21 protein-coding genes and 1 tRNA gene are annotated in these 19,922 nt (G+C 67.8%); 15 read left to right on the top strand and 7 right to left on the bottom strand.

Annotated elements, in window-relative coordinates; genetic code table 11:
* Positions 1–69: 69 nt before the first annotated feature.
* The 3 genes from EP380_RS14380 (at position 70) to EP380_RS14370 (ending at position 1,788) form a co-directional block, all read left to right on the top strand.
* Complete coding sequence (locus EP380_RS14380; protein ID WP_106573541.1) at positions 70–483, top strand: ketosteroid isomerase-related protein; 414 nt, start codon at positions 70–72, stop codon at positions 481–483.
* A complete protein-coding gene (locus EP380_RS14375) occupies positions 480–1,067 on the top strand; it encodes a GNAT family N-acetyltransferase (protein WP_127599077.1) in 588 nt (195 codons plus the stop codon). The genes EP380_RS14380 and EP380_RS14375 overlap by 4 nt, the downstream gene beginning before the upstream one ends.
* A 346-nt stretch (positions 1,068–1,413) precedes the next feature.
* The gene (locus EP380_RS14370) at positions 1,414–1,788 is read left to right on the top strand and encodes a hypothetical protein (RefSeq protein WP_127599076.1); all 375 of its coding nucleotides are present in this window, start codon (positions 1,414–1,416) and stop codon (positions 1,786–1,788) included.
* 78 nt (positions 1,789–1,866) lie between these two features.
* Here EP380_RS14370 and EP380_RS14365 read toward each other — a convergent pair whose 3' ends face one another.
* Entirely contained in the window at positions 1,867–2,577 is a 711-nt protein-coding gene (locus EP380_RS14365) for an SIMPL domain-containing protein (RefSeq protein ID WP_106573538.1), read from the bottom strand.
* A 111-nt stretch (positions 2,578–2,688) separates the two neighbouring features.
* Here EP380_RS14365 and EP380_RS14360 point away from each other — a divergent pair.
* From EP380_RS14360 to EP380_RS14325, 8 genes are all read left to right on the top strand, one after another.
* Positions 2,689–2,764, top strand: a tRNA-Ile gene (locus tag EP380_RS14360).
* Between the two features lie 276 nt (positions 2,765–3,040).
* A complete protein-coding gene (locus EP380_RS14355) occupies positions 3,041–4,363 on the top strand; it encodes an acetamidase/formamidase family protein (protein ID WP_106571444.1) in 1,323 nt (440 codons plus the stop codon).
* Between the two features lie 192 nt (positions 4,364–4,555).
* Positions 4,556–4,936, top strand: a complete 381-nt coding sequence (locus EP380_RS14350; protein WP_106571445.1) for an ArsR/SmtB family transcription factor — start codon at positions 4,556–4,558, stop codon at positions 4,934–4,936.
* Positions 4,933–5,442: an arsenate reductase ArsC gene (locus tag EP380_RS14345; RefSeq protein ID WP_127599075.1), complete on the top strand. Its 510-nt coding sequence runs from the start codon at positions 4,933–4,935 to the stop codon at positions 5,440–5,442. The genes EP380_RS14350 and EP380_RS14345 overlap by 4 nt, the downstream gene beginning before the upstream one ends.
* 29 nt (positions 5,443–5,471) lie before the next feature.
* Positions 5,472–6,563 carry an ACR3 family arsenite efflux transporter gene (gene arsB, locus EP380_RS14340; protein ID WP_127599074.1) on the top strand — a complete coding sequence of 364 codons (1,092 nt, stop codon included), beginning with the start codon at positions 5,472–5,474 and terminating at the stop codon, positions 6,561–6,563.
* 15 nt (positions 6,564–6,578) lie between these two features.
* Positions 6,579–7,004: an arsenate reductase (glutaredoxin) gene (arsC, locus tag EP380_RS14335; protein WP_127599073.1), complete on the top strand. Its 426-nt coding sequence runs from the start codon at positions 6,579–6,581 to the stop codon at positions 7,002–7,004.
* 338 nt (positions 7,005–7,342) lie between these two features.
* Positions 7,343–7,744 (top strand): DUF3307 domain-containing protein, encoded by a 402-nt coding sequence (locus EP380_RS14330; RefSeq protein ID WP_238719866.1) that lies wholly within the window; start codon positions 7,343–7,345, stop codon positions 7,742–7,744.
* A gap of 83 nt (positions 7,745–7,827) precedes the next feature.
* A complete protein-coding gene (locus tag EP380_RS14325) occupies positions 7,828–8,307 on the top strand; it encodes a TspO/MBR family protein (RefSeq protein WP_338036304.1) in 480 nt (159 codons plus the stop codon).
* 136 nt (positions 8,308–8,443) lie between these two features.
* On the opposite strand, the gene EP380_RS14320 is transcribed toward EP380_RS14325, so the two are convergent.
* The 6 genes from EP380_RS14320 to EP380_RS14295 form a co-directional block, all read right to left on the bottom strand.
* A complete protein-coding gene (locus EP380_RS14320; protein ID WP_127599072.1) occupies positions 8,444–10,063 on the bottom strand; it encodes a TRAP transporter large permease in 1,620 nt (539 codons plus the stop codon).
* Between the two features lie 5 nt (positions 10,064–10,068).
* Positions 10,069–10,764 carry a TRAP transporter small permease gene (locus EP380_RS14315; RefSeq protein ID WP_106571450.1) on the bottom strand — a complete coding sequence of 232 codons (696 nt, stop codon included), beginning with the start codon at positions 10,762–10,764 and terminating at the stop codon, positions 10,069–10,071.
* A gap of 95 nt (positions 10,765–10,859) precedes the next feature.
* Entirely contained in the window at positions 10,860–11,861 is a 1,002-nt protein-coding gene (locus EP380_RS14310) for a DctP family TRAP transporter solute-binding subunit (protein ID WP_106571451.1), read from the bottom strand.
* Between the two features lie 288 nt (positions 11,862–12,149).
* Positions 12,150–13,490, bottom strand: a complete 1,341-nt coding sequence (locus EP380_RS14305; RefSeq protein ID WP_127599071.1) for a sigma-54-dependent transcriptional regulator — start codon at positions 13,488–13,490, stop codon at positions 12,150–12,152.
* Positions 13,487–15,310, bottom strand: coding sequence for a sensor histidine kinase (locus EP380_RS14300; protein ID WP_127599070.1), 1,824 nt, complete (start codon positions 15,308–15,310; stop codon positions 13,487–13,489). The genes EP380_RS14305 and EP380_RS14300 overlap by 4 nt, the downstream gene beginning before the upstream one ends.
* Before the next feature lie 201 nt (positions 15,311–15,511).
* A complete protein-coding gene (locus EP380_RS14295) occupies positions 15,512–16,405 on the bottom strand; it encodes a LysR substrate-binding domain-containing protein (protein ID WP_127599069.1) in 894 nt (297 codons plus the stop codon).
* A 115-nt stretch (positions 16,406–16,520) separates the two neighbouring features.
* On the opposite strand from EP380_RS14295, the gene EP380_RS14290 reads away from it, so the two are divergent.
* The 4 genes from EP380_RS14290 to EP380_RS14275 all read left to right on the top strand — a co-directional run bounded on the left by EP380_RS14290 (position 16,521) and on the right by EP380_RS14275 (position 19,917).
* The gene (locus EP380_RS14290; protein WP_127599068.1) at positions 16,521–16,736 is read left to right on the top strand and encodes a hypothetical protein; all 216 of its coding nucleotides are present in this window, start codon (positions 16,521–16,523) and stop codon (positions 16,734–16,736) included.
* A 250-nt stretch (positions 16,737–16,986) separates the two neighbouring features.
* Positions 16,987–18,540, top strand: a complete 1,554-nt coding sequence (locus EP380_RS14285) for a benzoate-CoA ligase family protein (protein WP_127599067.1) — start codon at positions 16,987–16,989, stop codon at positions 18,538–18,540.
* Position 18,541: 1 nt separating this feature from the next.
* Positions 18,542–19,357: an alpha/beta fold hydrolase gene (locus EP380_RS14280; protein WP_127599066.1), complete on the top strand. Its 816-nt coding sequence runs from the start codon at positions 18,542–18,544 to the stop codon at positions 19,355–19,357.
* A 32-nt stretch (positions 19,358–19,389) separates the two neighbouring features.
* Positions 19,390–19,917 carry a DUF309 domain-containing protein gene (locus EP380_RS14275; RefSeq protein ID WP_238719865.1) on the top strand — a complete coding sequence of 176 codons (528 nt, stop codon included), beginning with the start codon at positions 19,390–19,392 and terminating at the stop codon, positions 19,915–19,917.
* The last annotated feature ends 5 nt before the right edge of the window (positions 19,918–19,922 follow it).

Below are 19,922 nucleotides of genomic sequence, written 5' to 3'. Positions count from 1 at the left end.
GACGCGCGCGACACGCAAGGCGGCGCGGCAGGCCGGCGGGACAGACTGCAAACCGAGACGGGAAAGACCATGAGCGAACACCAGAGCCGGGCGCTTATCGAGCGCTATTTCGACGCCTTCAACGCCGCCGACGACGAGGCGATGCTGGCGCTGCTTGCCGAGGATGTCGCGCACGACATCAACCAGGGCGGGCGCGAGATCGGCCTGGAAAAATTCCGCTGGTTTTTGGGCATGATGGCGCGCCATTATCGCGAGCACTTGTCGGACATCGCCATCATGGTCGCCGAGGGCGGCGGCCGGGCGGCGGCCGAGTTCACCGTGCGCGGCACCTATCTGGCGACGGCCGAAGGGCTGCCGGAAGCCAAGGGCCAAACCTATACGCTACCGGCCGGGATCTTTTTCGACATCGACGACGGCCGCATCTCGCGCGTGACCACCTATTACAATCTCGAGGACTGGATCGCGCAGGTGTCGGCGGGATGACGCTCGTCGTGCGCCGGCTGGATATCGCGGAGGCGCGCGCGCGCTTCGACGAGCTCGCCCGGCTGCGCATCGCCGTTTTTCGCGACTATCCCTATCTCTACGAGGGCGACGCCGCCTATGAACGGCGCTATCTGGCGACTTATTTTGCGACCGACCAGGCGGCGGTGATCGGCGCGTTCGACGGCGACAGGCTGGTGGGCGCGGCGACCGCCGCCCCGCTCGCCCAGCATTTCGACGCCTTCGCGCAGCCTTTCGCCGAGCGCGGGCTCGATGTCGCCACGTTTTACTATTTCGGCGAATCCGTGCTCTTGAAACCCTATCGCGGGCAGGGGGCGGGCGTGCGTTTCTTTGCCGAACGCGAGGCGGCGGCGCGCGGGTTCGGGTTCGGGGCCTGCGTGTTTTCCGCCGTCGTGCGGCCGGAAGACCATCCGCGCCGCCCGCCCGACTATCAACCGCTCGACGGCTTTTGGCGCAAGCGCGGCTACCGGCCGATCGACGGCCTGGTGACGGAATTTTCCTGGCGCGAGATCGGCGCGGCGGCCGAAACCCCGAAGCCGATGGCATACTGGATGCGCCGGCTCTAACGCCGTTCCGCTTTTCACACCATCGCGAACCGGCGTTCCTCTCGCCTGCAAACGCCCGTTGCCTTTGGCGATTTTTGGCGATGACGGGCCCGCCTTCCGGCGGGCGAACGCCGCATCGCATCCCCTCGTCGGCCACCGCGTCACGCAGGCCCGGCGTGCCGACCCCGGCGCGTTCGGGGCGGGCAGTCGGTGCGGCCCCGCGCGATCTTCTGCGTTTTGCCGGCCGGTGGGGTGCCATGAACGCGGCATGAACGGACGGTTCTCGTCCGGTTCAGGCAGGGGCGGCCAGTATCCGGGCATCGCTTCGGCGAGCAGACATCCGAACCCCGCTCACAGGAGACATCCCATGTTCACCTTCCTCAAAACCGCCGCTCTTGCATCCCTGATCGGCTTCGGCGCCATCGGCGCGACCTCCACCAGCGCGCTGGCCGACGGCATTTCGATCGGCATTGGCGGTTCCGGCGGCCATGTGTCGATGCGCTTCGGCGATGGCGGCCGCCACTGGCGCGGTGGGCGCCACTGGCGCGGCGGCCGCGATTTCCGCCGGCCGGCCTGCACCACCCAGCGTGCCGTGCGCAAGGCACGCGGCATGGGCGTGCGCCGGGCGCATGTCGTGCGCGCCAATCATCGCGTCATCAAGGTGCGCGGCCGCAAGTTCGGCCAGCGCGTCGCGGTCACCTTTGCCCGGGCGCCGCGTTGCCCGATCGTCGCGATGCGCTGACGCCGCGATGCACTGAGATGGGAACCAAAAAGGCCCGCGAACCGGTTTCGCGGGCCTTTTGCATGCGATCCGGCGGGCCTAATCTTGCGGGCCGATGCCGAAGGTGACGTTGACCTGGACGCGATAGCTGTTTTCGCCGGCTTCGACCGGCGCCGCCCCGGAGGCCATCTCGGCGCGCGCCATATAGGGCATCGGGCGCGGGGTATAGGCCTGTTCGGAAATCTCGATGATCTGGCCGAGTTCCACGCCGGCGGCCGCGGCCAGGGTTCCGGCCTTGGCGATCGCGTCCTTGACGGCGGCCGTGCGCGCCTGCGTCAGGGCGGAGGAGGGGTCCTCGTTGCCGAACAGGATGCCGCCGCCCTGGTTGACGCCGAGCGTGACGGCCTGGTCGAGAACGGCGCCGACGGCGGCGATGTCGCGCACGCGCACGCTCAGCGTGTTGGCGACCTGATAGGCGGCGATCTCGGAGGTCTGGCTGCCGTCGGCGTGTTTTTTGGCCTCGTAGCGCGGGTTGATCTGCAGGCCGGCGGTCTGCAGGTCGCGGGCGGCGATGCCGGCCTCCTTCATGGCCGCGATTACGGCCTCCATCGCCTGGTTGGCGGCGCTCATCGCCTCGCGCGCGCTGTCGGCCTCGCGCATCACCGACAGGGTCAGGACCGCGAGATCGGGCTTCAGCGTCGCCTCGCCCTCGCCGGACACCTGGATGCGCGGCGAGGGCTGGTCGGCGGCGATTGCGGGCACGGCGCAAAGCGACAGGGCGGCGGCCAGCGGCAGGACGGTGCGGATCATTCAGTTCACTCCGAGTTTGTCTCCCGCCGCAAGCGCTAGGGGGCGAATGTGGGTGGATTGCGGCGCCTGCTTGTGCAGGCGTCAAAAAGCCACTAAGTCACGCAGCCGGTGGGGCCTGTAGCTCAATGGTTAGAGCCGGCGGCTCATAACCGCTTGGTTGGGGGTTCGAGTCCCTCCGGGCCCACCATTTTCCCGATTTCACGGCAGTTGGCGTCGCGCGCGCCCGGGGTTGTCCCGTGCCGCCGGCGTTTCGCCTGCGTCGGGCAATTTTGCGTCGATCCTTCGCAGTCTGCCGCTTGCCGACGACGTCGCGACGGCCATGGCCCATCGGACAGGCGGGACTGCGCTCTGGTCAGATGCCGGCGGTGCGCCTAGCCTGTCGTCACGCAGGGCGGGACGCCGGAACGCACCAGAAGTCCCGCCGAAGCGGTCATCCACGCGCATGAGAGGAGCCATCCCGACCATGAACAAACCAGCCGAAATTTCCACCGCGCCGCGGCGCAGCGTCGTCGTGCAGGGATTTACCAACAGCGTGCTCGACCCGGACGCGCCGATGCTCGGCCCGGTCGAGAACGGCGGCACCATCATCGCCAACACCGCGCCTGGCTGCTGGGGGCCGATGATCACGCCGCGCCTGCGCGGCGGCCACGAGGTGACGCAGCCGGTCCATGTCGACGGGGCCGAGCCCGGCGACGGCATCGCGATCCGCATTCGCGACATCACCGTGACCGCGCTCGCCACCGCGTCGGGCCACGATTCCTCGCCGGAGGGGTTCTGCCTCGGCGATCCCTATGTCGCCGCGCGCTGCCCGACCTGCGACGCGCTGTGGCCGGAAACCCATCTCGAGGGGATCGGCCAGGACGCGGTCAAGTGCGACCGCTGCGGCAACGCGGTCAAACCGTTCGAGATCGTGCACGGTTACACGGTGGTGTTCGACGAGACGCGCCAGGTCGGCGTTACGGTGCCGAAGGCGGCGGCCGAGACGATCGCGCGCAACGCCCATCACTACGCCGCGCTGCCCGACCGCTCGGTGCAGCATCCGATCCTCGCCTTCGCGCCGTCGGACATGGCCGGCGTGATGGTGCGCATGCGCCCCTTCCTCGGCCAGCTCGGCACCACGCCGTCGCACGCTCTGCCGGATTCGCACAATGCCGGCGATTTCGGCGCCTTCCTGGTCGGCGCGCCGCACGACTACGCGATCACCGCCGAGCAACTGGCGGCCCACAAGACCGACGGCCATATGGATATCGATGCCGTGCGGCCGGGCGCGATCCTGATCGCGCCGGTCAAGGTGAAGGGGGCCGGCGTCTATATGGGCGACATGCACGCCGCCCAGGGCGACGGCGAGATCGCCGGCCACACGATGGACGTCGCCGGCAGCGTGACGCTGCAGGTCGAGGTGGTGAAGGAGTATCCGATCGACGGGCCGGTGCTGTTTCCGCTGCTGGAGGACCTGCCGCCGCTGGCGCGCCCGTTCAGCGCCGACGAGCGCGCCCGCGCGCTGCGGCTGGCCAAGGGGTGGGGCATGGATACGGTCGAGGAGCTGGCGCCGGTCTCGGTGATCGGCACGGCGGCCGACATGAACGCGGCGATCGACAACGGGCTGCAGCGGGCGGCGACGCTGCTCGGCCTGAGCGTTGCCGAGGTGCGCAACCGGGCGACGATCAACGGCGCGATCGAGATCGGCCGCGCGCCCGGCGTCATCCAGGTCACCTTGCTCGCCCCGCTCGCCCGGCTCGACGCCGTCGGTCTGGGCGGCTACGCGCGCGAGCAGTACAATCTGTGAAGCCGGCCCCGGCCGCGCGGGTCGCATCGCGCGGCCCGCGCGCCGGCGCCATCGCCGGTTTGTCCGGGCGGGCGCGATGCGGTGACCGCGCCCAAGCCGGACGATCGCATGCCGACCCCTGATTTTTCGCTTGCGCGCCGCGACCGCGCGGGTTAGACGACCGCAAGTCGAAATATCCGGATTTCTGGAATTATGGATAAGATAGCCGCTCTGGACGCGCTGGCCGCGCTCGGCCAGGAGACCCGGCTGGAGGTGTTTCGCCTTCTGGTGCGCGCCGGGCCCGACGGGCTTGCGGCCGGCGAGATCGCGGCGCGCCTGTCGACGGTGCAAAACACCATGTCGGCGCATTTGAAGGTGCTCGACCGGGCCGGGCTGATCGCGGCGCGGCGCGAGGGCCGCAGCGTGTGCTACGCCGCCGACATGACCGGGTTTCGCGACCTGCTCGCCTTCCTGATGGAGGATTGCTGCAACGGCGCGCCGGACCTGTGCCGGCCGGCGATCGCGGCGGCGACCTGCTTGCGGCGGGACGAACACGAAGCAACCGAACACGATGCGTGGACAGGGGTGTCATGAGCGAACGGATCTACAACGTCCTTTTTCTGTGCACGGGCAACTCGGCCCGTTCGATCCTTGCCGAGGCGATCCTCAATCGGGTCGGGAACGGGCGCTTCAGGGCGTTTTCGGCCGGCTCGCAGCCGAAAGGCGCGGTCCATCCGGCCACGCTGCGACTGCTTGAGGCGATGAACCACGATACCGGCTTCGCGCGCTCCAAAAGCTGGGAGGAGTTTTCCGGACCCGACGCGCCGACCTTGGATTTCGTCTTCACGGTCTGCGACAGCGCGGCGGCCGAAAGCTGTCCGATCTGGCCCGGCCAGCCGATGTCGGCGCATTGGGGCGTGCCCGACCCGGCCGCGGCCGAGGGCACGGAGGCGGAGAAAAACCTCGCCTTCGCCGACGCCTACCGCATGTTGTCGAACCGCATCGCCGTCTTCACCAGCCTGCCGCTCGCCTCGATCGACCGACTGACGCTGCAAAAGCGGCTCGACGCCATCGGTGGCGATGTCGCCGAGGCCGGATGACCCTCGACCGAACCCCGCAGGACAAGCGCATGACAGACCAGGTTTTCAACCGCGCCGCGGCTTCTGCCGGCGGCATCGGCTTTTTCGAAAAATATCTGTCGGTGTGGGTGGCGCTGTGCATCGTCGCCGGCATCGCGCTCGGCAATCTGGTGCCCGGCCCGTTCGGCCTGCTCGCCGGTCTGGAATACGCTTCCGTCAACCTCGTCGTCGCCGTGCTGATCTGGGCGATGGTGTTTCCGATGATGGTCAATGTCGACTTTTCCAGCCTCGGCCAGATCGGCGACCGGCCGAAGGGCTTGGTGCTGACGCTGGCGGTCAACTGGCTGGTCAAGCCCTTCACCATGGCCGCGCTCGGCGTGTTGTTCTTCGAGCACGTGTTCGCGCCCTGGATCGAGCCGGCCGATGCGCAGCAATATATCGCCGGGCTGATCCTCCTGGGGGCTGCGCCATGCACGGCGATGGTGTTCGTGTGGAGCCAGCTCACGCGCGGCGACGCCACCTATACGCTGGTGCAGGTGTCGCTCAACGACGTGGTGATGATCTTCGCCTTCGCGCCGATCGTCGCGCTGCTGCTCGGCGTCACCGACATCGCCGTGCCCTGGGAGACGCTGCTTCTGGCGACCGGGCTCTATGTGGTGATCCCGCTTGTCGCCGGCGCGCTGACGCGCCATTGGCTCACCCGGCGCGCCGAAGGCAGGGCCGCGCAGGAGGCCGTTTCCCGTTTCACGGCGTCGCTGAAACCGGTCTCGGTGATCGGCCTTCTGGTCACGGTGGTGCTGCTGTTCGGTTTCCAGGGCCATGTGATCGTCGCCCGGCCGATACTGATCGTGCTGATCGCCGTGCCGCTGCTGATCCAGTCCTACGGCATTTTCTTTCTCGCCTATGCGGCGGCGAAGGCGTGGAAAATACCGTTCAACGTCGCGGCGCCCTGCGCGCTGATCGGCACGTCCAATTTCTTCGAGCTGGCCGTGGCCGTCGCCATCAGCCTGTTCGGCTTGAATTCGGGAGCGGCGCTTGCCACGGTGGTCGGCGTGTTGGTCGAGGTTCCGGTGATGCTGTCGCTGGTGGCCTTCGCCAACCGCACCCGGCACTGGTTTCCGCCGGGGCCCGATAGCAAATAGAACGACGAGACACGCATGACGATCACCATCTACCACAACCCGGCCTGCGGCACGTCGCGCAAGACACTCGCCGCCATCCGCGAGGCGGGCGTCCAGCCGGTCGTGGTCGAGTATCTCAAGACGCCGCCGACGCGCGAGAAACTGGTCGCGCTGATCGCGGCGATGGGCGTGGCGCCGCGCGCCGTCCTGCGCGACAAGGCCGCGCCCTATCACGAGCTCGGCCTGGGCGAGGGCGCCTGGAGCGACGACGCGCTGATCGATGCCATGGTCGCGCACCCGGTTCTGATCAACCGGCCGATCGTGGAAAGCCCCAAGGGCACCGCGCTCTGCCGGCCCTACGAGCGCGTGCTGGCGCTCTTGCCGGATGCCGGGCCCGGCGCTTTCGAGGGCCTGGACGGCGCGACGGCGGCCGCCGGTGCGGACAGACATGCCCGCGGTTGACGGGCCCGCGCCGGCGGCCGCGTGTGCCGGCCGCCTGCCGGTTCGGGCGGCACGTTTCCGCGGGGCGGCGGCGATTTTGCGCCTGGCGCGGATGTTTTTGCCGTGATCGCAATGCCGCGGCGCCGCCGACGCGGGGCCTGCGACAGTGTTGCAGCGAGATCGTTGCACGCCCCCCTTGCAAGGCCGGCTTTCATGACGAGACTGGGCACGCAAGCCGGCCGCGGCTTGCGGCGACGCTGCTGTTTCCTTGCGCCGTCGTCATGTTCTAGTGTGTGTAAGGGTGTGACCGATGCCGGCAACCGCCGGATTGTCCGGTCGCGCCCCTGGGGAGGCTTTATTTGGCCGACGAATTGATGCTGGCGTTCGGCGTGCTTGCGTGCCTGCAGGCCAAGCATTTCATTGCCGATTATCTGCTGCAGCCACGCTGGGTCATCCGCGCCAAGGGGCATTTCGACCAGCCGGGCGGCTATTGTCACGCCGGCGTGCACGCGCTCGGCTCGGTGCCGGCGCTGCTCCTGGCCGGGCTTGGACTGCCGCTTTTGGCGGCCTTCATGGCGGCGGAGTTCGCCGTGCATTTTCTGATCGACCACGCCAAGGCCCGCCACGGCATGAAAAGCTGCAAGGGCCCCGATACGGCCGCCTTCTGGGCCATGCACGGCTTCGACCAGTTCCTGCATCATATGACCTATCTGGCGATGACGGCGGGCGCGCTGCGGCTGGCGGCACGGTCCGTGGTCTGACAGGCGGCGCGCCGGCGCGCGTGCCGCAGGCGCCTTTCGGCGTGAAACCAAAAGCGGCCTGTCGCGTTTGAAGGAACATGTCCTTGAGTTCGAATGACGAGTATCGCCGCCCCGGATCACTCTTGCTGCTGGCGGCGTTTCTGGCCGTCGTCATCGGCGTCGGCACTCTGATCGGTTCTGCGACGGTGCCGGGCGCCTGGTATGCGGGCCTGCAAAAACCGCCCTTCAGCCCGCCGAACTGGATCTTCGGCCCGGTCTGGTTCACGCTCTACGTGCTGATCGCCATTGCCGGCTGGCGGACCTTCCTCGCCGACCATGACGGCACCGCCATGAAACTTTGGTACGGGCAGATGGCGCTGAACTGGCTCTGGTCGCCGGTCTTCTTCGCGCTGCACCTGGTCTGGCCGGCATTCGTCGTGATCGTCGCCATGGCGCTGCTGGTCGTCGGCTTCGCGGTCAATCGCTGGCGCGCCGACCGCCTGGCCGCCGCCCTGTTTGTGCCTTATGCGGCCTGGGTCGGCTTCGCCGCCCTCCTCAACCTGTCGATCGCGATCCTCAACTAAAGCGTTTCCAGGCGAAGTGGAAGCCGGTTCGCCGTTCGGAAACGCGTCAAAACAATAGGTTGGAGCCGGTCTGCGATTCCGCGGAAAGCAGAACGGTTCGAGCCGGCCGTCAAAACGCCGGCGCGCCGTCGCCGGCTCAGCGCGTCACGATCTCCGGGCCCATCAGGCTGTAGGGCAGCCAGGTCGACAAGACCGGCACATAGGTGACCAGGATCAGGAAGGCGAACAGCACCGCCACGAAGGGGGCGGCGGCGCGCACCACCTGGATCAGGCTCATGCCTGTGATGCCGGAGGTGACGAACAGGTTGAGGCCGATCGGCGGGGTGATCATGCCGATCTCCATGTTGACCACCATGATGATGCCGAGATGGACCGGGTCGACGCCGAGTTCCATGGCGATCGGAAACACCACCGGCGCCACGATCAGGAGCAAGCCGGAGGGTTCCATGAACTGGCCGCCGAGCAACAGCAAAAGGTTGACCGCGATCAGGAAGGTGAACCAGTTGAAGCCGTAGCCGATCATCAGGTCGGTGATGGCGTCGGGGATGCGCTCCGAGGTCAGGACATGGGCGAAAAGCAGCGCGTTGACGATGATGAACATCAGCATGATCGTCGTCTTCGACGCGTCGGTCATGACCTTGCGCGTGTCCTCGTTGAAGAACATGCGGAAGAAGTTGCGGCCCATCAGCGCGACATTGCGGCCCCAGATCGGCAGGCCGGCGACGATGTAGCCGGGAATGTTGAAGGGGTTGGATTCGCGGTCGCGCCACACCGCGTAGGCGACCATGATGGCGAGCGACAGCACCAGGCCGATGAGCGCGCGGCCGCCCGCGGTCACGCCTTCCCATTCGGCGGTGGCGAAGAAGGACAGGATCATGAACACGAAAAAGAAGGCGAGGGCGTAGACGAGGGCCGAAAAGCCGACGCGGGCGCGCTTGCTGTCGGTGTCCTGGATCCAGCGCACGCCCTTGAGCGGGCCCATGTCGCGATAGACGAACAGCGCGACGAAGAAGGCGTAGACGGCCGCGACCGCGGCGGCCTCGGTGGGCGTGAAGACGCCGCCATAGATGCCGCCCAGAATGATGATGATCAGGAACAGGCCCCAGCCTGCCTCCTTGCCGCCGGCCAGAATTTCGCCGAACCCCTTCCACTCCTCGGCCGGCAGGTTGCGGATGCGCGCCAGCACGTAGATCGCCGCCATCAGCATCAGCCCGGCGACGAGGCCGGGCACGACGCCGGCCAGAAACATGCGCCCGACCGACACGTCGGTGGCGGCGGAATAGACCACCATGACGATCGAGGGCGGGATCAGGATGCCGAGCGTGCCGGCATTGGCGATGATGCCGGCGGCGAAGTCCTTGCTGTAGCCGACCTGGCGCATGCCGGCGATGGCGATCGTGCCGATGGCGACCACGGTCGCCGGCGAGGAGCCGGACAGCGCGGCAAACAGCATGCAGGCCATGACGCTCGCCATCGCCAGGCCGCCGCGGAAATGGCCGACCGTGGCGATCGCGAAACGGATGATGCGCCTGGCCACGCCGCCGGTCGACATGAAGGCGGAGGCGAGGATGAAGAAGGGGATGGCGAGCAGCGTGTAGTTCTGCGAGGCGGTGAAAAGCTGCAGCGCCACCGAGGACATCGAATCGGCGGAGAAGAAGGCGATGATGATGATCGACGACAGGCCGAGCGACACGGCGACCGGCACGCCGAGAAACAACAGACCCAGGACGAGAACGAACAGAATGGCGGCTTCCATGGTGCTCAGTCCTTCAGGATGTCTTTGTGTTCGGAGACGAGCTCCTCGGCCTCGTGGCCGGCGATCACCAGTTCCCGCTCGCCGCGCAGGATGGCGATCATGGCTTCCAGAGACCGGAAGGCGAGCAGCGAAAGGCCGATCGGCAGCATCAGATAGGCGATCCAGCGCTGCACCCGCTCCTGGGTGCCGAACAGCGACTGGATCAGCTCCGGCCAGCGCAGATCGTCGAGGCCGGTGCCGCGGTCGAACATGAATTTCCAGTAGCCGATGGCGCCGGTCTGGCGCCAATTGGTGCTGACGTCGACCCCGAACCAGGCGAGCCAGCCGGCATGCAAGAGCATGAAGGCGTAGAGGAAGGCGCAAAACGCGCCGAACACGGCCACGACGCGGAAGGCGGGCTTGGGCAGGAAGCGGATGAAGGCGTCGACGCCCAGATGCATGTGCTGCTTGATGCCGTAGCTCATGCCGAACAGGATCAGCCAGGCAAACAGGATACGCGTCAGTTCCAGCGCGCCGCTCCAGCCGGTGTTGAAACCGTAGCGCGCGACGACCTGGAAGAACGACACCAGGGTGATGATCGCCATCAGCGCGGCGATGAAGTTTTCTTCAAGCCGGGTGATCGCCTCGGGCCAGCGCCGCTCGGCCGCGAAGAGGATCACAACGAGCGCGATCAGGCCGAGGATCGGCCACAACAAAGCCATTGGATGGTTCCCCCGCTTTGGACCGGCCGCGCTTTAAGGCGCGGCAGGAGAAGGACACGGCCGGGTCGCCTCGGCCGTGTCCGCGTCTTTTACGATCAGGAGCCGGCGCCCGCGGCGGCGTCGATCAGGTCCTTGCCGATATCGCCCTCGAACTTGTCCCAGACCGGCTTCATGGTCTTGACCCATTCGGTCCGCTGCTCGGGCGTCAGGGTGCGGATTTCGCCGTTGGCGTCGAGGATGCCCTGGCGGCAGTCGGCTTCCTTCTTGCCGACCTCGTCATTGGCGGCGTTGGTGACGTCCTCGGCGATCGCCAGAAACTGGTCGCGGACGTCGGCGTCGAGGCCGTTCAGCCACTCGGTCGAGGTGACTAGCAGATAGGCCAGCGCCTGGTGGTTGGTCTCCGAGATGCCGTCCTGAACCTCGAAGAATTTCTGCTTGTAGATGTTGCACCAGGAGTTTTCCTGGCCGTCGACAACGCCCGTCTGCAGCGCGCCGTAGACTTCCTTGAAGGCCAGTTTCTGGGCCGAGGCGCCCATCGCCTCGATCATCGCCACGGCGACGTCGGAGGTCTGGACGCGGAATTTCAGCCCGTTGGCATCGGTCGGCACCAGGAGCGGCTTCTTGGCGGAGAAATATTTCATGCCCGACATCCAGTAGCCGAGCCCGGTATAACCCTGGTCCTCCATCACCTTGAGAAGGTTCTTGCCGGCCTCGCTGCCGGTGAAGGCGCCGACGGCTTTCAGGTCGGCGAAGATGAAGGGCAGGTCGAACAGCCGGTATTTCAGCGTGTAGGCCTCGAACTTGGACAGCGACGGGGCGGCGAGCTGGACGTCGCCGAGAAGCAGCGCCTCCATCACCTTGTCGTCGTCGAACAGGGTCGAGTTGGCGAACACCTCCATGCAGGCCTTGCCGTCCATCTCCTTGTTGACGCGCTCGGCAAGCAGCGTGGCGGCGTCGCCCTTGGGGTGGCCGGTCGCGGCCACGACATGGCTGAACTTGATGACCATCTCGCCATCGTCGCAGCCTTCGGACGCGACGGCCTGTCCGGCAAACAGCGCCATGGCGAGCGCCGATACGGCGCCGAGAAGCTTTTTCATGATCGTCCTCCACTTGGTGGGCCCAGGCCCGGTTGTGCTTTCACATCCACGGCTTCCGCCGCGCTTGCGCTCCCCGGGGAGCGCGGCAGCGGTCCGCGCCGTGGCGGCGGACGCGCCGCTCGTCGTCTTGCTAGCAAGAGCGGTGCCAGTTTCGAGGCGCCGTAGGCTTTTCTTAAGAAATGCTTTCAAATCAGGCGGCTGGGCGTCTGTGCGCCCGCGACCGCCCGATCCGCTTGAAGTGGCGATGTTACGTCGATCACACATCGCGCCAGCGCCGTGGGTGGATATCTACCCATCGTCGTGCCCACCAAGTCCGAGCTTTTTCATCTTGTCGTAAAGGCCCTTGCGCGAGATGCCGAGCGCTTCGTAGGTCTCTTTCTGGCGTCCGCCGTGGCGTTTCAATTCGGCCTCGATGACCGAGCGCTCGAAGGCGGCGAGCCTGTCTGCAAGCGTGCTGGCGCCCCCGGCCGCGACGGGCGCATCCGGCGAAAAGCCGCGCCACAGCCCGAGCACCCAGCGATCGGCGACATTGCGCAGTTCGCGCACATTGCCTGGCCAGTCATGGGCGGTGAGCTCGGCTTCCAGCGCCGGGTTCATTTCGGGCATGTCGCGGCGGTAGCGGGCGCGCGCCTCGCGCGCCAGATGGGTGAACAGCAGCGGAATGTCGTCGCCGCGCTCGCGCAAGGGCGCGATCTTCAGCGTCGCCACGTTCAGCCGGTAAAACAGGTCGGCGCGGAAGCGGCGCGCCTCGCTCTCGGCCTTGAGGTCGGCCTTGCTGGCGGCGACGAAGCGCACGTCGAGCGGGATCGAGCGGTTGGAGCCGAGACGTTCGACGGTGCGGTGTTCGATGGCGCGCAGCAGCTTGACCTGCAGCTCGAGCGGCATCGATTCGATCTCGTCGAGGAAGACGGTGCCGCCGTCGGCGTGCTCCAGCTTGCCGATGCGCATTTCCTGGGCGCCGGTGAAGGCGCCGGCCTCGTGGCCGAACAGTTCGCTTTCGAAAATCTCCTTCGGCAGCGCGCCGCAATTGATGGCGACGAAATTGGCGCGCGCGCGATCGCCGAAATCGTGCAGGGCCCGCGCCACGACTTCCTTGCCGGAGCCGGTTTCGCCCAGAATGAGCACGTCGGCGTCGGTGCCGGCCAGAGCCGCGATCTCCTCGCGCAGGCGCCGCATGGCCGGGTTGCGACCGACCAGGCGCGATTCCAGATCGCCGGAGGCGTCGAGCGTTTCGCGCAGGACCCGGTTTTCCAGCACCAGGCGGCGTTTTTCGATGGCCCGGCGCACCACCGATGTCAGGCGGTGGACAGGGAAGGGTTTTTCGATGAAATCGTAGGCGCCGTCGCGCATCGCCTGGACGGCGAGCGCAACCTCGCCATGGCCGGTGATCAGCACGACCGGCAGCGCCGGGTCGATCTCCAGGCAGCGGCGCATGAGTTCCATGCCGCCCATGCCGGCCATGCGGATGTCGGTGACGATACAGCCATAGAGCTCGCGGCCGATGTCGGGCAGCGCCTCCTCCGCGCTGCGGTAGGCGGTGACGGCGAGGTCCTCGATTTCGAAACCCTGGACGAGGGCGGGGCGCAGATCGTCGTCGTCGTCGACAAGCAGGACGCGGGCGTCGCTCATGAGGCTTTGGCGAGCGTCTGCGGGGGGGCGGCGGCGGCCGACAGCAGAACGGTGAAGCGCGCGCCGCCGCCCGGGACGGCGGAGACGTGCACCGCGCCGCCGAATTCGCGCACGATATTGTAGACGATCGACAGGCCGATGCCGACGCCTTCGCCGACGCCCTTGGTGGAGAAGAACGGTTCGAACACCTGCTCGCGCAGCGCGTCGGGAATGCCGGGACCGTTGTCTTCCACGGTCAGCGCGACGCGCTCGCCGAGGCGGCGCGCGCCGATCGTGACCAGGGGCGCGTCCGGCCGGCCCTGCGAGCCGATGCCGCAGAGCGCGTCGAGCGCGTTGTTGAGCAGGTTGACCACCACCTGGGTGAGGCGCAGCTTGCCGCCGCGCACCGCGAGGTCGGGCACGATCGCCTCGCGCCGGATCTCGATGCCGGCATTGCGCGCCCTCGGTCCGACGAGCATCAGCGCCTCCTCCAGCACCGGGGCAAGCGCGACATCGCCGATTTCGGTGCCCGGCTTGCGGGCAAACGACAACAGCGTGCGCGACAGTTCCGACATGCGGTCGACGAGACCGGAAATGCGGGTCAGCGCCTCGCGGACGGACTCGGCGCGGCCGCGCTGCAGAAGCGCGGTCGCATTGTCGGCATAGGTGCGGATGGCGGCCAGCGGCTGGTTGTATTCGTGGCTGAGCGTGGCCGACATCTGCCCGAGCGCGGCCAGCTTGGCGGCCTGGATGAGCTCGTTCTGGGTCTTGCGCAATTGCGCCTCGGCCTCGGTGCGTTCCCTGACCTCGTGGGCAAGGGCCGCGTTGGCCTGGGTCAGGTCGGCGGTGCGCTCCTGGACCAGATGTTCGAGCCGGTGCGCTTCGGCCTCCGCGCGCGCCTGGCGCAGCGCAAAGGCCTCGCGGCGCTTGACGAGGAAGAAGGAGAGGCTGCCGGCGAGCAGGGCCGCCAGCACGACGACGAGGCTGGCCGTGCGTCCGGCGGCCACCACCGGCGCGCGGTCGGCCAGAACATGCAGGGTCCAGCCCATCAAGGGCAGGTCACGCCGGGCGGAAATATAGCCGAGGCCGGGTTCGCCGGTTTCGGCGACCACGCCGTCTCCGTCGGGATCGCCGCTCAGAACCGCGTCGCCGCCCGCCGGGCCGAACAGGCGGCGCTGGTTCCATTGCGTGCGGTTGGAGATGAAGACCAGGCCGCCGGCATCGGCCACGGCGATCGGGTTGGCCGAAAGCGACCAGGTCTGCTCGATCCGGTCGATGCGCACATAGACCGCGATCACCCCGACCAGCGCGCCGCCGCGCCGGACGGACGCGGCGAACACGTAGGCGCGTTCATTGTCGTCCGACCGGGTCTCGCGGCCGAGACGGCCCTGTCGCGCGGCGTCGAGCAGGGCGTTTTCGTTGAGGCGCGAATTGTCGAATATGCCGCGCGCGGAGGCGAAGATGCGCCCGGTCGCATCGGCGAAGGCGACATCCTTGGCGCCGGAATAGCCGGCGATCTCGAAGGCGACGTGGCGGGCCGCCGCACGCGCCTCGCCGTCATGCGGCGGAGCGAACAGGGCGATGATGTCGTCGCGTCGCGCCAGCAGCGGCGGCAGGAGGCGGTATTTTTCGAGCACGCCCGACAGGGTCTCGGATTGTAGGGCCAGCGCCTCGCTGGCGGACGCCTCGACCGCGCGCCGGGCCTGGGCGCTGCCGAAAGCATAGCCGAGCCAGGCCAGCGCCGCGCCGCAGACCAGCGTGGCGGCCAGCACCGCGAAGCCGATGCGCGCATAGCGCCTCCGGATCAGGCTTTCGCCGGCATGGATTTCGGCCGGACCCACATTCTCCTCCCCGTGCGCCTTGTCCGCGACCGTGTCGTCGTGGTGCGGCGGCGCACTTGTTTTGCCATGGTTTGGGCAAAATATCGGTGCGCGTCCAGCCTTTTCTGGCGGTGCGCATGCTGGCCTGCCACAGGTGGCGCGAACGATGCGGCCACGCCATGACCTGGATCAAGCGCGGCCGGCGCCGCGGGGCGCGCGCCCTCAGCGCGGCTGCCGGTCGAACAGCGGCAGGATCCAATCGCGAAAGGCGCGCGTCTTGGGCGCGTTGCGCCGGGCCTGCGGATAGACCAGGAAATAGGCTTGGCCCTCCGTGCCGACGATGTCGAAGGGCTGGACCAGTAGGCCGGCCTCGATCTCCTGGCGGTAGAAGGCCGTCGTCAACAGGGCCACGCCCTGGCCGGCGATCGCGGCGCTCGCCTCGACGGCTTGCGACCCCAGGCTGGTGTGCGGCCGTCCGGCGAGCGCGTCGGGGGCAAGCCCGGCGCGCGCCAGCCAGTCTGGCCACCATGGGTCGTTGGGCGACACGATCGGCAGCTTCAGCAGGTCGGCCGGCTCGCGCAGCCCGCCCGCCGAGGCGGCCAGCCCGGGCGACAGCATCGGCGAAAAGTCGGTGCCGATCAGTTCGTGCTCGATCAGGCCCGGCCAGCCGCCGGAGCCCGAACGAACGGCGATGTCGGCCTCGTCGCGGACGAAATCGATGACCTTCTGGTCGGTCTCGATGCGGACCGCGATGCCGGGATGGGCGATCTGGAAAGAGCCGATATGGCGCGCGAGCCAGGCGGAGGCGAATGTCTGCAGCGTGTTGATGACCAGCGTGCCCTGCGCGCCGTGGCGGGCCTCCTGCCAGGCGGCGGCGATCCGCTCGAAGGCCTCGCCGATCGCCGGCGCCAGGCGGCTGCCGGTCTCGGTCAGCTCTATCCGGCGCGGGCGGCGGACGAAAAGCGGCACGCCGACCCGCTCCTCCAGAACCTTGATCTGATAGCTGACCGCGGCCTGGGTCATACCGAGCTCGCCGGCAGCGCGGGTGAAGCTATTGTGCCGGGCGACGGCCTCGAAGGCGCGCAGCGCAGCCAGGGGCGGGAGCGGCGCAACCATGATGGATAAAACTCCCTTATGTGTTCCGGTTGCCGTTTGATTGGAAAATCTAGGCTTTTCCGGTCAGAGTCCCGATCGACGCATCAACAATCAAGCATAAGGAAGGCGGTGTGCCATGGCCAGCGCAGATTATCTCTCGCGACTTTTGGCGCCGCGTGGCCGGTCCTGGATCGGGCGTGTCGCGGCTTTCCTCGCCCGGCCGCGTTCGCGTCGGCGTCGCCTCGATCCGCGCACGCTTCCCGATCATCTCCGGCGCGACATGGGCTTTGCCGACGGCAACGACCCGCGCGGACGGCGCGCGCAGCGCCCGGACTGGCCCGACATGATCTGAACGGCATGGTGGTCGGGAGGGCCCGCACTTCCGCGACATCTGCAATATAATGCAATTATGGTCGCTGCCCTGGACCAAGTTTTTGACAAAAAAGCCGAAACGAGGCTGATGCGGATGGAATGGTTTGCAATCCATGCGTTCGCCTCCAGGAGGATGCTTGCCTTTCGCGGCGTGTTTGTGCATGATATCGCATAAATCCGCCGCCTGATCATATGGTTGTCGCGGAGCCAGAATCGCATTCGGGAGGAGGATGGTTTTGGGTCAGGAGAACGGCAACGCCGCCGCCTATTTCATCGACAGGCATGTCGCGGCGGGGCGCGGCGAGGCCGTTGCCTTCGTCGAATGCGGGCAAGAGGGACGGCGGTTGAGTTATGCCGACCTATCGCGGGAGGCCGGCCGCATGGCCGACCTGTTTTGCCGCCACGGGGTGCGGCGCGAGGATCGGGCTGCGATGATCGTGCTCGACCAGATCGAGTTTCCGGTGATCTTCTGGGGCGCGCTGAAGGCCGGCGTCGTGCCGGTGCCGCTCAACACGCTGCTTTCGGCCGATTATTACGAGATCATCCTGGCCGACAGCCGCGCCAAGGCGCTGTTCGTGTCGCGCGAGCTCCTGCCGGTGGTCGCGCCGATTCTCGACCGGCTGCCGGAGCTCGCCACGGTGTTCGTGGTCGGCGGCGCGGCGGACGGGCATGCCGATTTCGCCGCCGAACTCGCCACGAGCCGGGACGGCGGCACGGTCGAGGCGAGCGCGGACGAATGCGCCTTCTGGCTTTATTCGTCGGGTTCGACCGGCCGGCCGAAAGGGGTTCGCCATCTGCATGGCAGCCTGAAGGCGACCGCCGACACGTTCGGCGCGCAAATCCTCGGCATGCGGGCGGACGATGTCGTGTTGTCGGCGGCCAAGCTGTTTTTCGCCTACGGGCTCGGCAACGCGATGACGTTTCCGATGGCGGCCGGCGCGACGGCGGCGCTCTTCAAGGGGCGGCCGACGCCGGACGACATGTTCGCCGCCATCGCCCAGATCAGGCCGACGATCTTTTGCGGCGTGCCGACGCTCTACGCGGCCATGGTGGCCGCCGCCGGCGGGGCGCGGCCGGACGGGATGGACAGGCTCAGGCTTTGCGTGTCGGCCGGCGAGGCGCTGCCGGCCGAGATCGGCAATGGCTGGAAGGCGGCGACCGGCGTCGACATTATCGACGGGGTCGGCTCGACCGAGATGCTGCACATCTTCCTGTCGAACGCACCCGGCGACATCGTCTACGGCACGTCGGGCGTGGCCGTGCCGGGCTACGCGCTGCGGCTGGTCGACGAGACCGGCGGCGAGGTCGGGGTCGGCGAGGTCGGCGAGCTTCTGGTCGACGGTCCCTCCGCGGCGGAGAATTACTGGAACCAGCGCGAGAAGAGCCGCTCGACCTTCGAGGGGCGCTGGACGCGCACCGGCGACAAATACGAGCGCACCGCCGAGGGCCGCTTCGTCTATTGCGGGCGCACCGACGACATGTTCAAGGTTTCCGGCATCTGGGTGTCGCCGTTCGAGGTCGAGCAGGCGCTGGTGACCCATCCCGAGGTGCTGGAGGCGGCGGTGGTGGCCGACCGCGACGAGGCGGGGCTGGAAAAGCCGCGCGCCTTCGTCGTCTTGAAGACCAAGGTCGCGGGCGACGGGCTGGAGCAGGCGCTCAAGGACCATGTGAAGGCCAAGGTCGGCGCCTGGAAATATCCGCGCCGGATCGATTTCGTGCCCGACCTGCCGAAGACGGCGACCGGCAAGATCCAGCGTTTCAAACTCAGACAAGGAGCTGCCTGACATGTGGACCAGCGGCGAAAGCATGGTGATCCGGACCCGGGGCGTGTCGCTCGAGGGCAGGGGCTACGGCCCGACGCCGGAGCGCGCGCCGACGATCGTGCTCCTGCACGAGGGGCTCGGCTGCGTCGAGCTGTGGCGCGATTTCCCGCAAAAGCTCGCCGAGGCGACCGGTTATGGGGTGTTTGCCTATTCCCGGCAGGGATATGGCCGCTCGGACGCGGCCGCGCTGCCGCGCCCGCTCGACTACATGACCCGCGAGGCGGTCGACGTGCTGCCCGACGTGCTCAAGGCGATCGGCTTCAAGAAAGGCGTGCTCGCCGGCCATTCCGACGGCGCCTCGATCGCGGCGATCTATGCCGGCTCGGTCCAGGACCACCGGGTGCGCGGGCTGGTGCTGATGGCGCCGCATTTCTTCACCGAGCCGATGGGGCTCGACGCGATCCGCGACGCGCGCCAGGCCTATGACGAGGGCGACCTGCGCGCGCGGCTCGGGCGCTATCATCGCGATGTCGACAATGCGTTCCGGGGCTGGAACGACGCCTGGCTCGATCCGACATTCGAAGCCTGGAACATCGAGGAGGTGATCGCCTATATCCGCGTGCCGGTGCTGGCGATCCAGGGCGTCGACGACCAGTACGGCTCGCGCGCGCAGATCGAGGCGCTCGAGACGCAGAGCTACAATCCGGTCGACGTTGCGATGCTGGAAGACTGCCGGCATTCGCCGCATATCGACCAGCCGGCCCGCACGCTCGCGGCGATGGCCGAGTTCGTGGCGCGGCTCGACGCGATCGAGGCGGCCGAGGCGGAGGCGGCATAGCCGGCGAGGCGCGAACGGTGCCGGAAAACAGCATGTCCGATCGCATTTTCGGTCACGCCGCGGCCTGGCCGCTGCCGGACACCGCCTTCGTGCCCGGCGTGACGCGCCGGCCCGAAAGCGGCGTCTTCATCGACATCGCCGATGCCGCGCCGGAGACGACCGATCCGGCCGGCTGGGCCGACAATCAGGCCTGGCTCTACGGTTTCGCGCTCTACGGCAACGGCTTCTTCTGGGAGGCGCACGAGGTCTGGGAGCCGGTGTGGATGGGGCTCAGGCCCAACAGCGCCGAGCGGATGCTCGTCCAGGGCATGATCCAGCTGGCCAATTGCTGCCTGAAGCTCGGCATGGGGCGGCCGCGCGCGGCCGATCGTCTTGCCCATCACGCGGCCGACTGCTTGTGGAACGCGGGGCATGGCCGAACGGAACGCGTGATGGGGGTCGACGTGGCGCAGCTCGCCGAGGCGTCGATCGCCTTCGCCGCGGCGATCGACGCGGAGGCCGGCTCCGGCGCCTTGGAGCGCCTTGTGGCACGGCGGCCCGTATTGGCATGGAAAATATGAATTAT

The sequence above is a fragment of the Nitratireductor alexandrii genome (genome assembly GCF_004000215.1).
GTDB lineage: Bacteria > Pseudomonadota > Alphaproteobacteria > Rhizobiales > Rhizobiaceae > Mangrovimarina > Mangrovimarina alexandrii.
The sequence above is the reverse complement of the archived record's forward strand: the minus strand, read 5'-3'. Positions and strand labels throughout refer to the sequence as shown.

Coding starts and splice junctions, on each gene's coding strand:
- EP380_RS14310 (WP_106571451.1), bottom strand. CDS start 11,861: ATGAAAAAGCTTCTCGGCGCCGTATCGGCGCTCGCCATGGCGCTGTTT.
- arsC (WP_127599073.1), top strand. CDS start 6,579: ATGACGATCACCATCTACCACAACCCGGCCTGCGGCACGTCGCGCAAG.
- EP380_RS14290 (WP_127599068.1), top strand. CDS start 16,521: ATGGCCAGCGCAGATTATCTCTCGCGACTTTTGGCGCCGCGTGGCCGG.
- EP380_RS14345 (WP_127599075.1), top strand. CDS start 4,933: ATGAGCGAACGGATCTACAACGTCCTTTTTCTGTGCACGGGCAACTCG.
- EP380_RS14365 (WP_106573538.1), bottom strand. CDS start 2,577: ATGATCCGCACCGTCCTGCCGCTGGCCGCCGCCCTGTCGCTTTGCGCC.
- EP380_RS14370 (WP_127599076.1), top strand. CDS start 1,414: ATGTTCACCTTCCTCAAAACCGCCGCTCTTGCATCCCTGATCGGCTTC.
- EP380_RS14375 (WP_127599077.1), top strand. CDS start 480: ATGACGCTCGTCGTGCGCCGGCTGGATATCGCGGAGGCGCGCGCGCGC.
- EP380_RS14285 (WP_127599067.1), top strand. CDS start 16,987: ATGGTTTTGGGTCAGGAGAACGGCAACGCCGCCGCCTATTTCATCGAC.
- EP380_RS14320 (WP_127599072.1), bottom strand. CDS start 10,063: ATGGAAGCCGCCATTCTGTTCGTTCTCGTCCTGGGTCTGTTGTTTCTC.
- EP380_RS14315 (WP_106571450.1), bottom strand. CDS start 10,764: ATGGCTTTGTTGTGGCCGATCCTCGGCCTGATCGCGCTCGTTGTGATC.
- EP380_RS14295 (WP_127599069.1), bottom strand. CDS start 16,405: ATGGTTGCGCCGCTCCCGCCCCTGGCTGCGCTGCGCGCCTTCGAGGCC.
- EP380_RS14305 (WP_127599071.1), bottom strand. CDS start 13,490: ATGAGCGACGCCCGCGTCCTGCTTGTCGACGACGACGACGATCTGCGC.
- EP380_RS14280 (WP_127599066.1), top strand. CDS start 18,542: ATGTGGACCAGCGGCGAAAGCATGGTGATCCGGACCCGGGGCGTGTCG.
- EP380_RS14380 (WP_106573541.1), top strand. CDS start 70: ATGAGCGAACACCAGAGCCGGGCGCTTATCGAGCGCTATTTCGACGCC.
- EP380_RS14355 (WP_106571444.1), top strand. CDS start 3,041: ATGAACAAACCAGCCGAAATTTCCACCGCGCCGCGGCGCAGCGTCGTC.
- EP380_RS14350 (WP_106571445.1), top strand. CDS start 4,556: ATGGATAAGATAGCCGCTCTGGACGCGCTGGCCGCGCTCGGCCAGGAG.
- arsB (WP_127599074.1), top strand. CDS start 5,472: ATGACAGACCAGGTTTTCAACCGCGCCGCGGCTTCTGCCGGCGGCATC.
- EP380_RS14275 (WP_238719865.1), top strand. CDS start 19,390: ATGTCCGATCGCATTTTCGGTCACGCCGCGGCCTGGCCGCTGCCGGAC.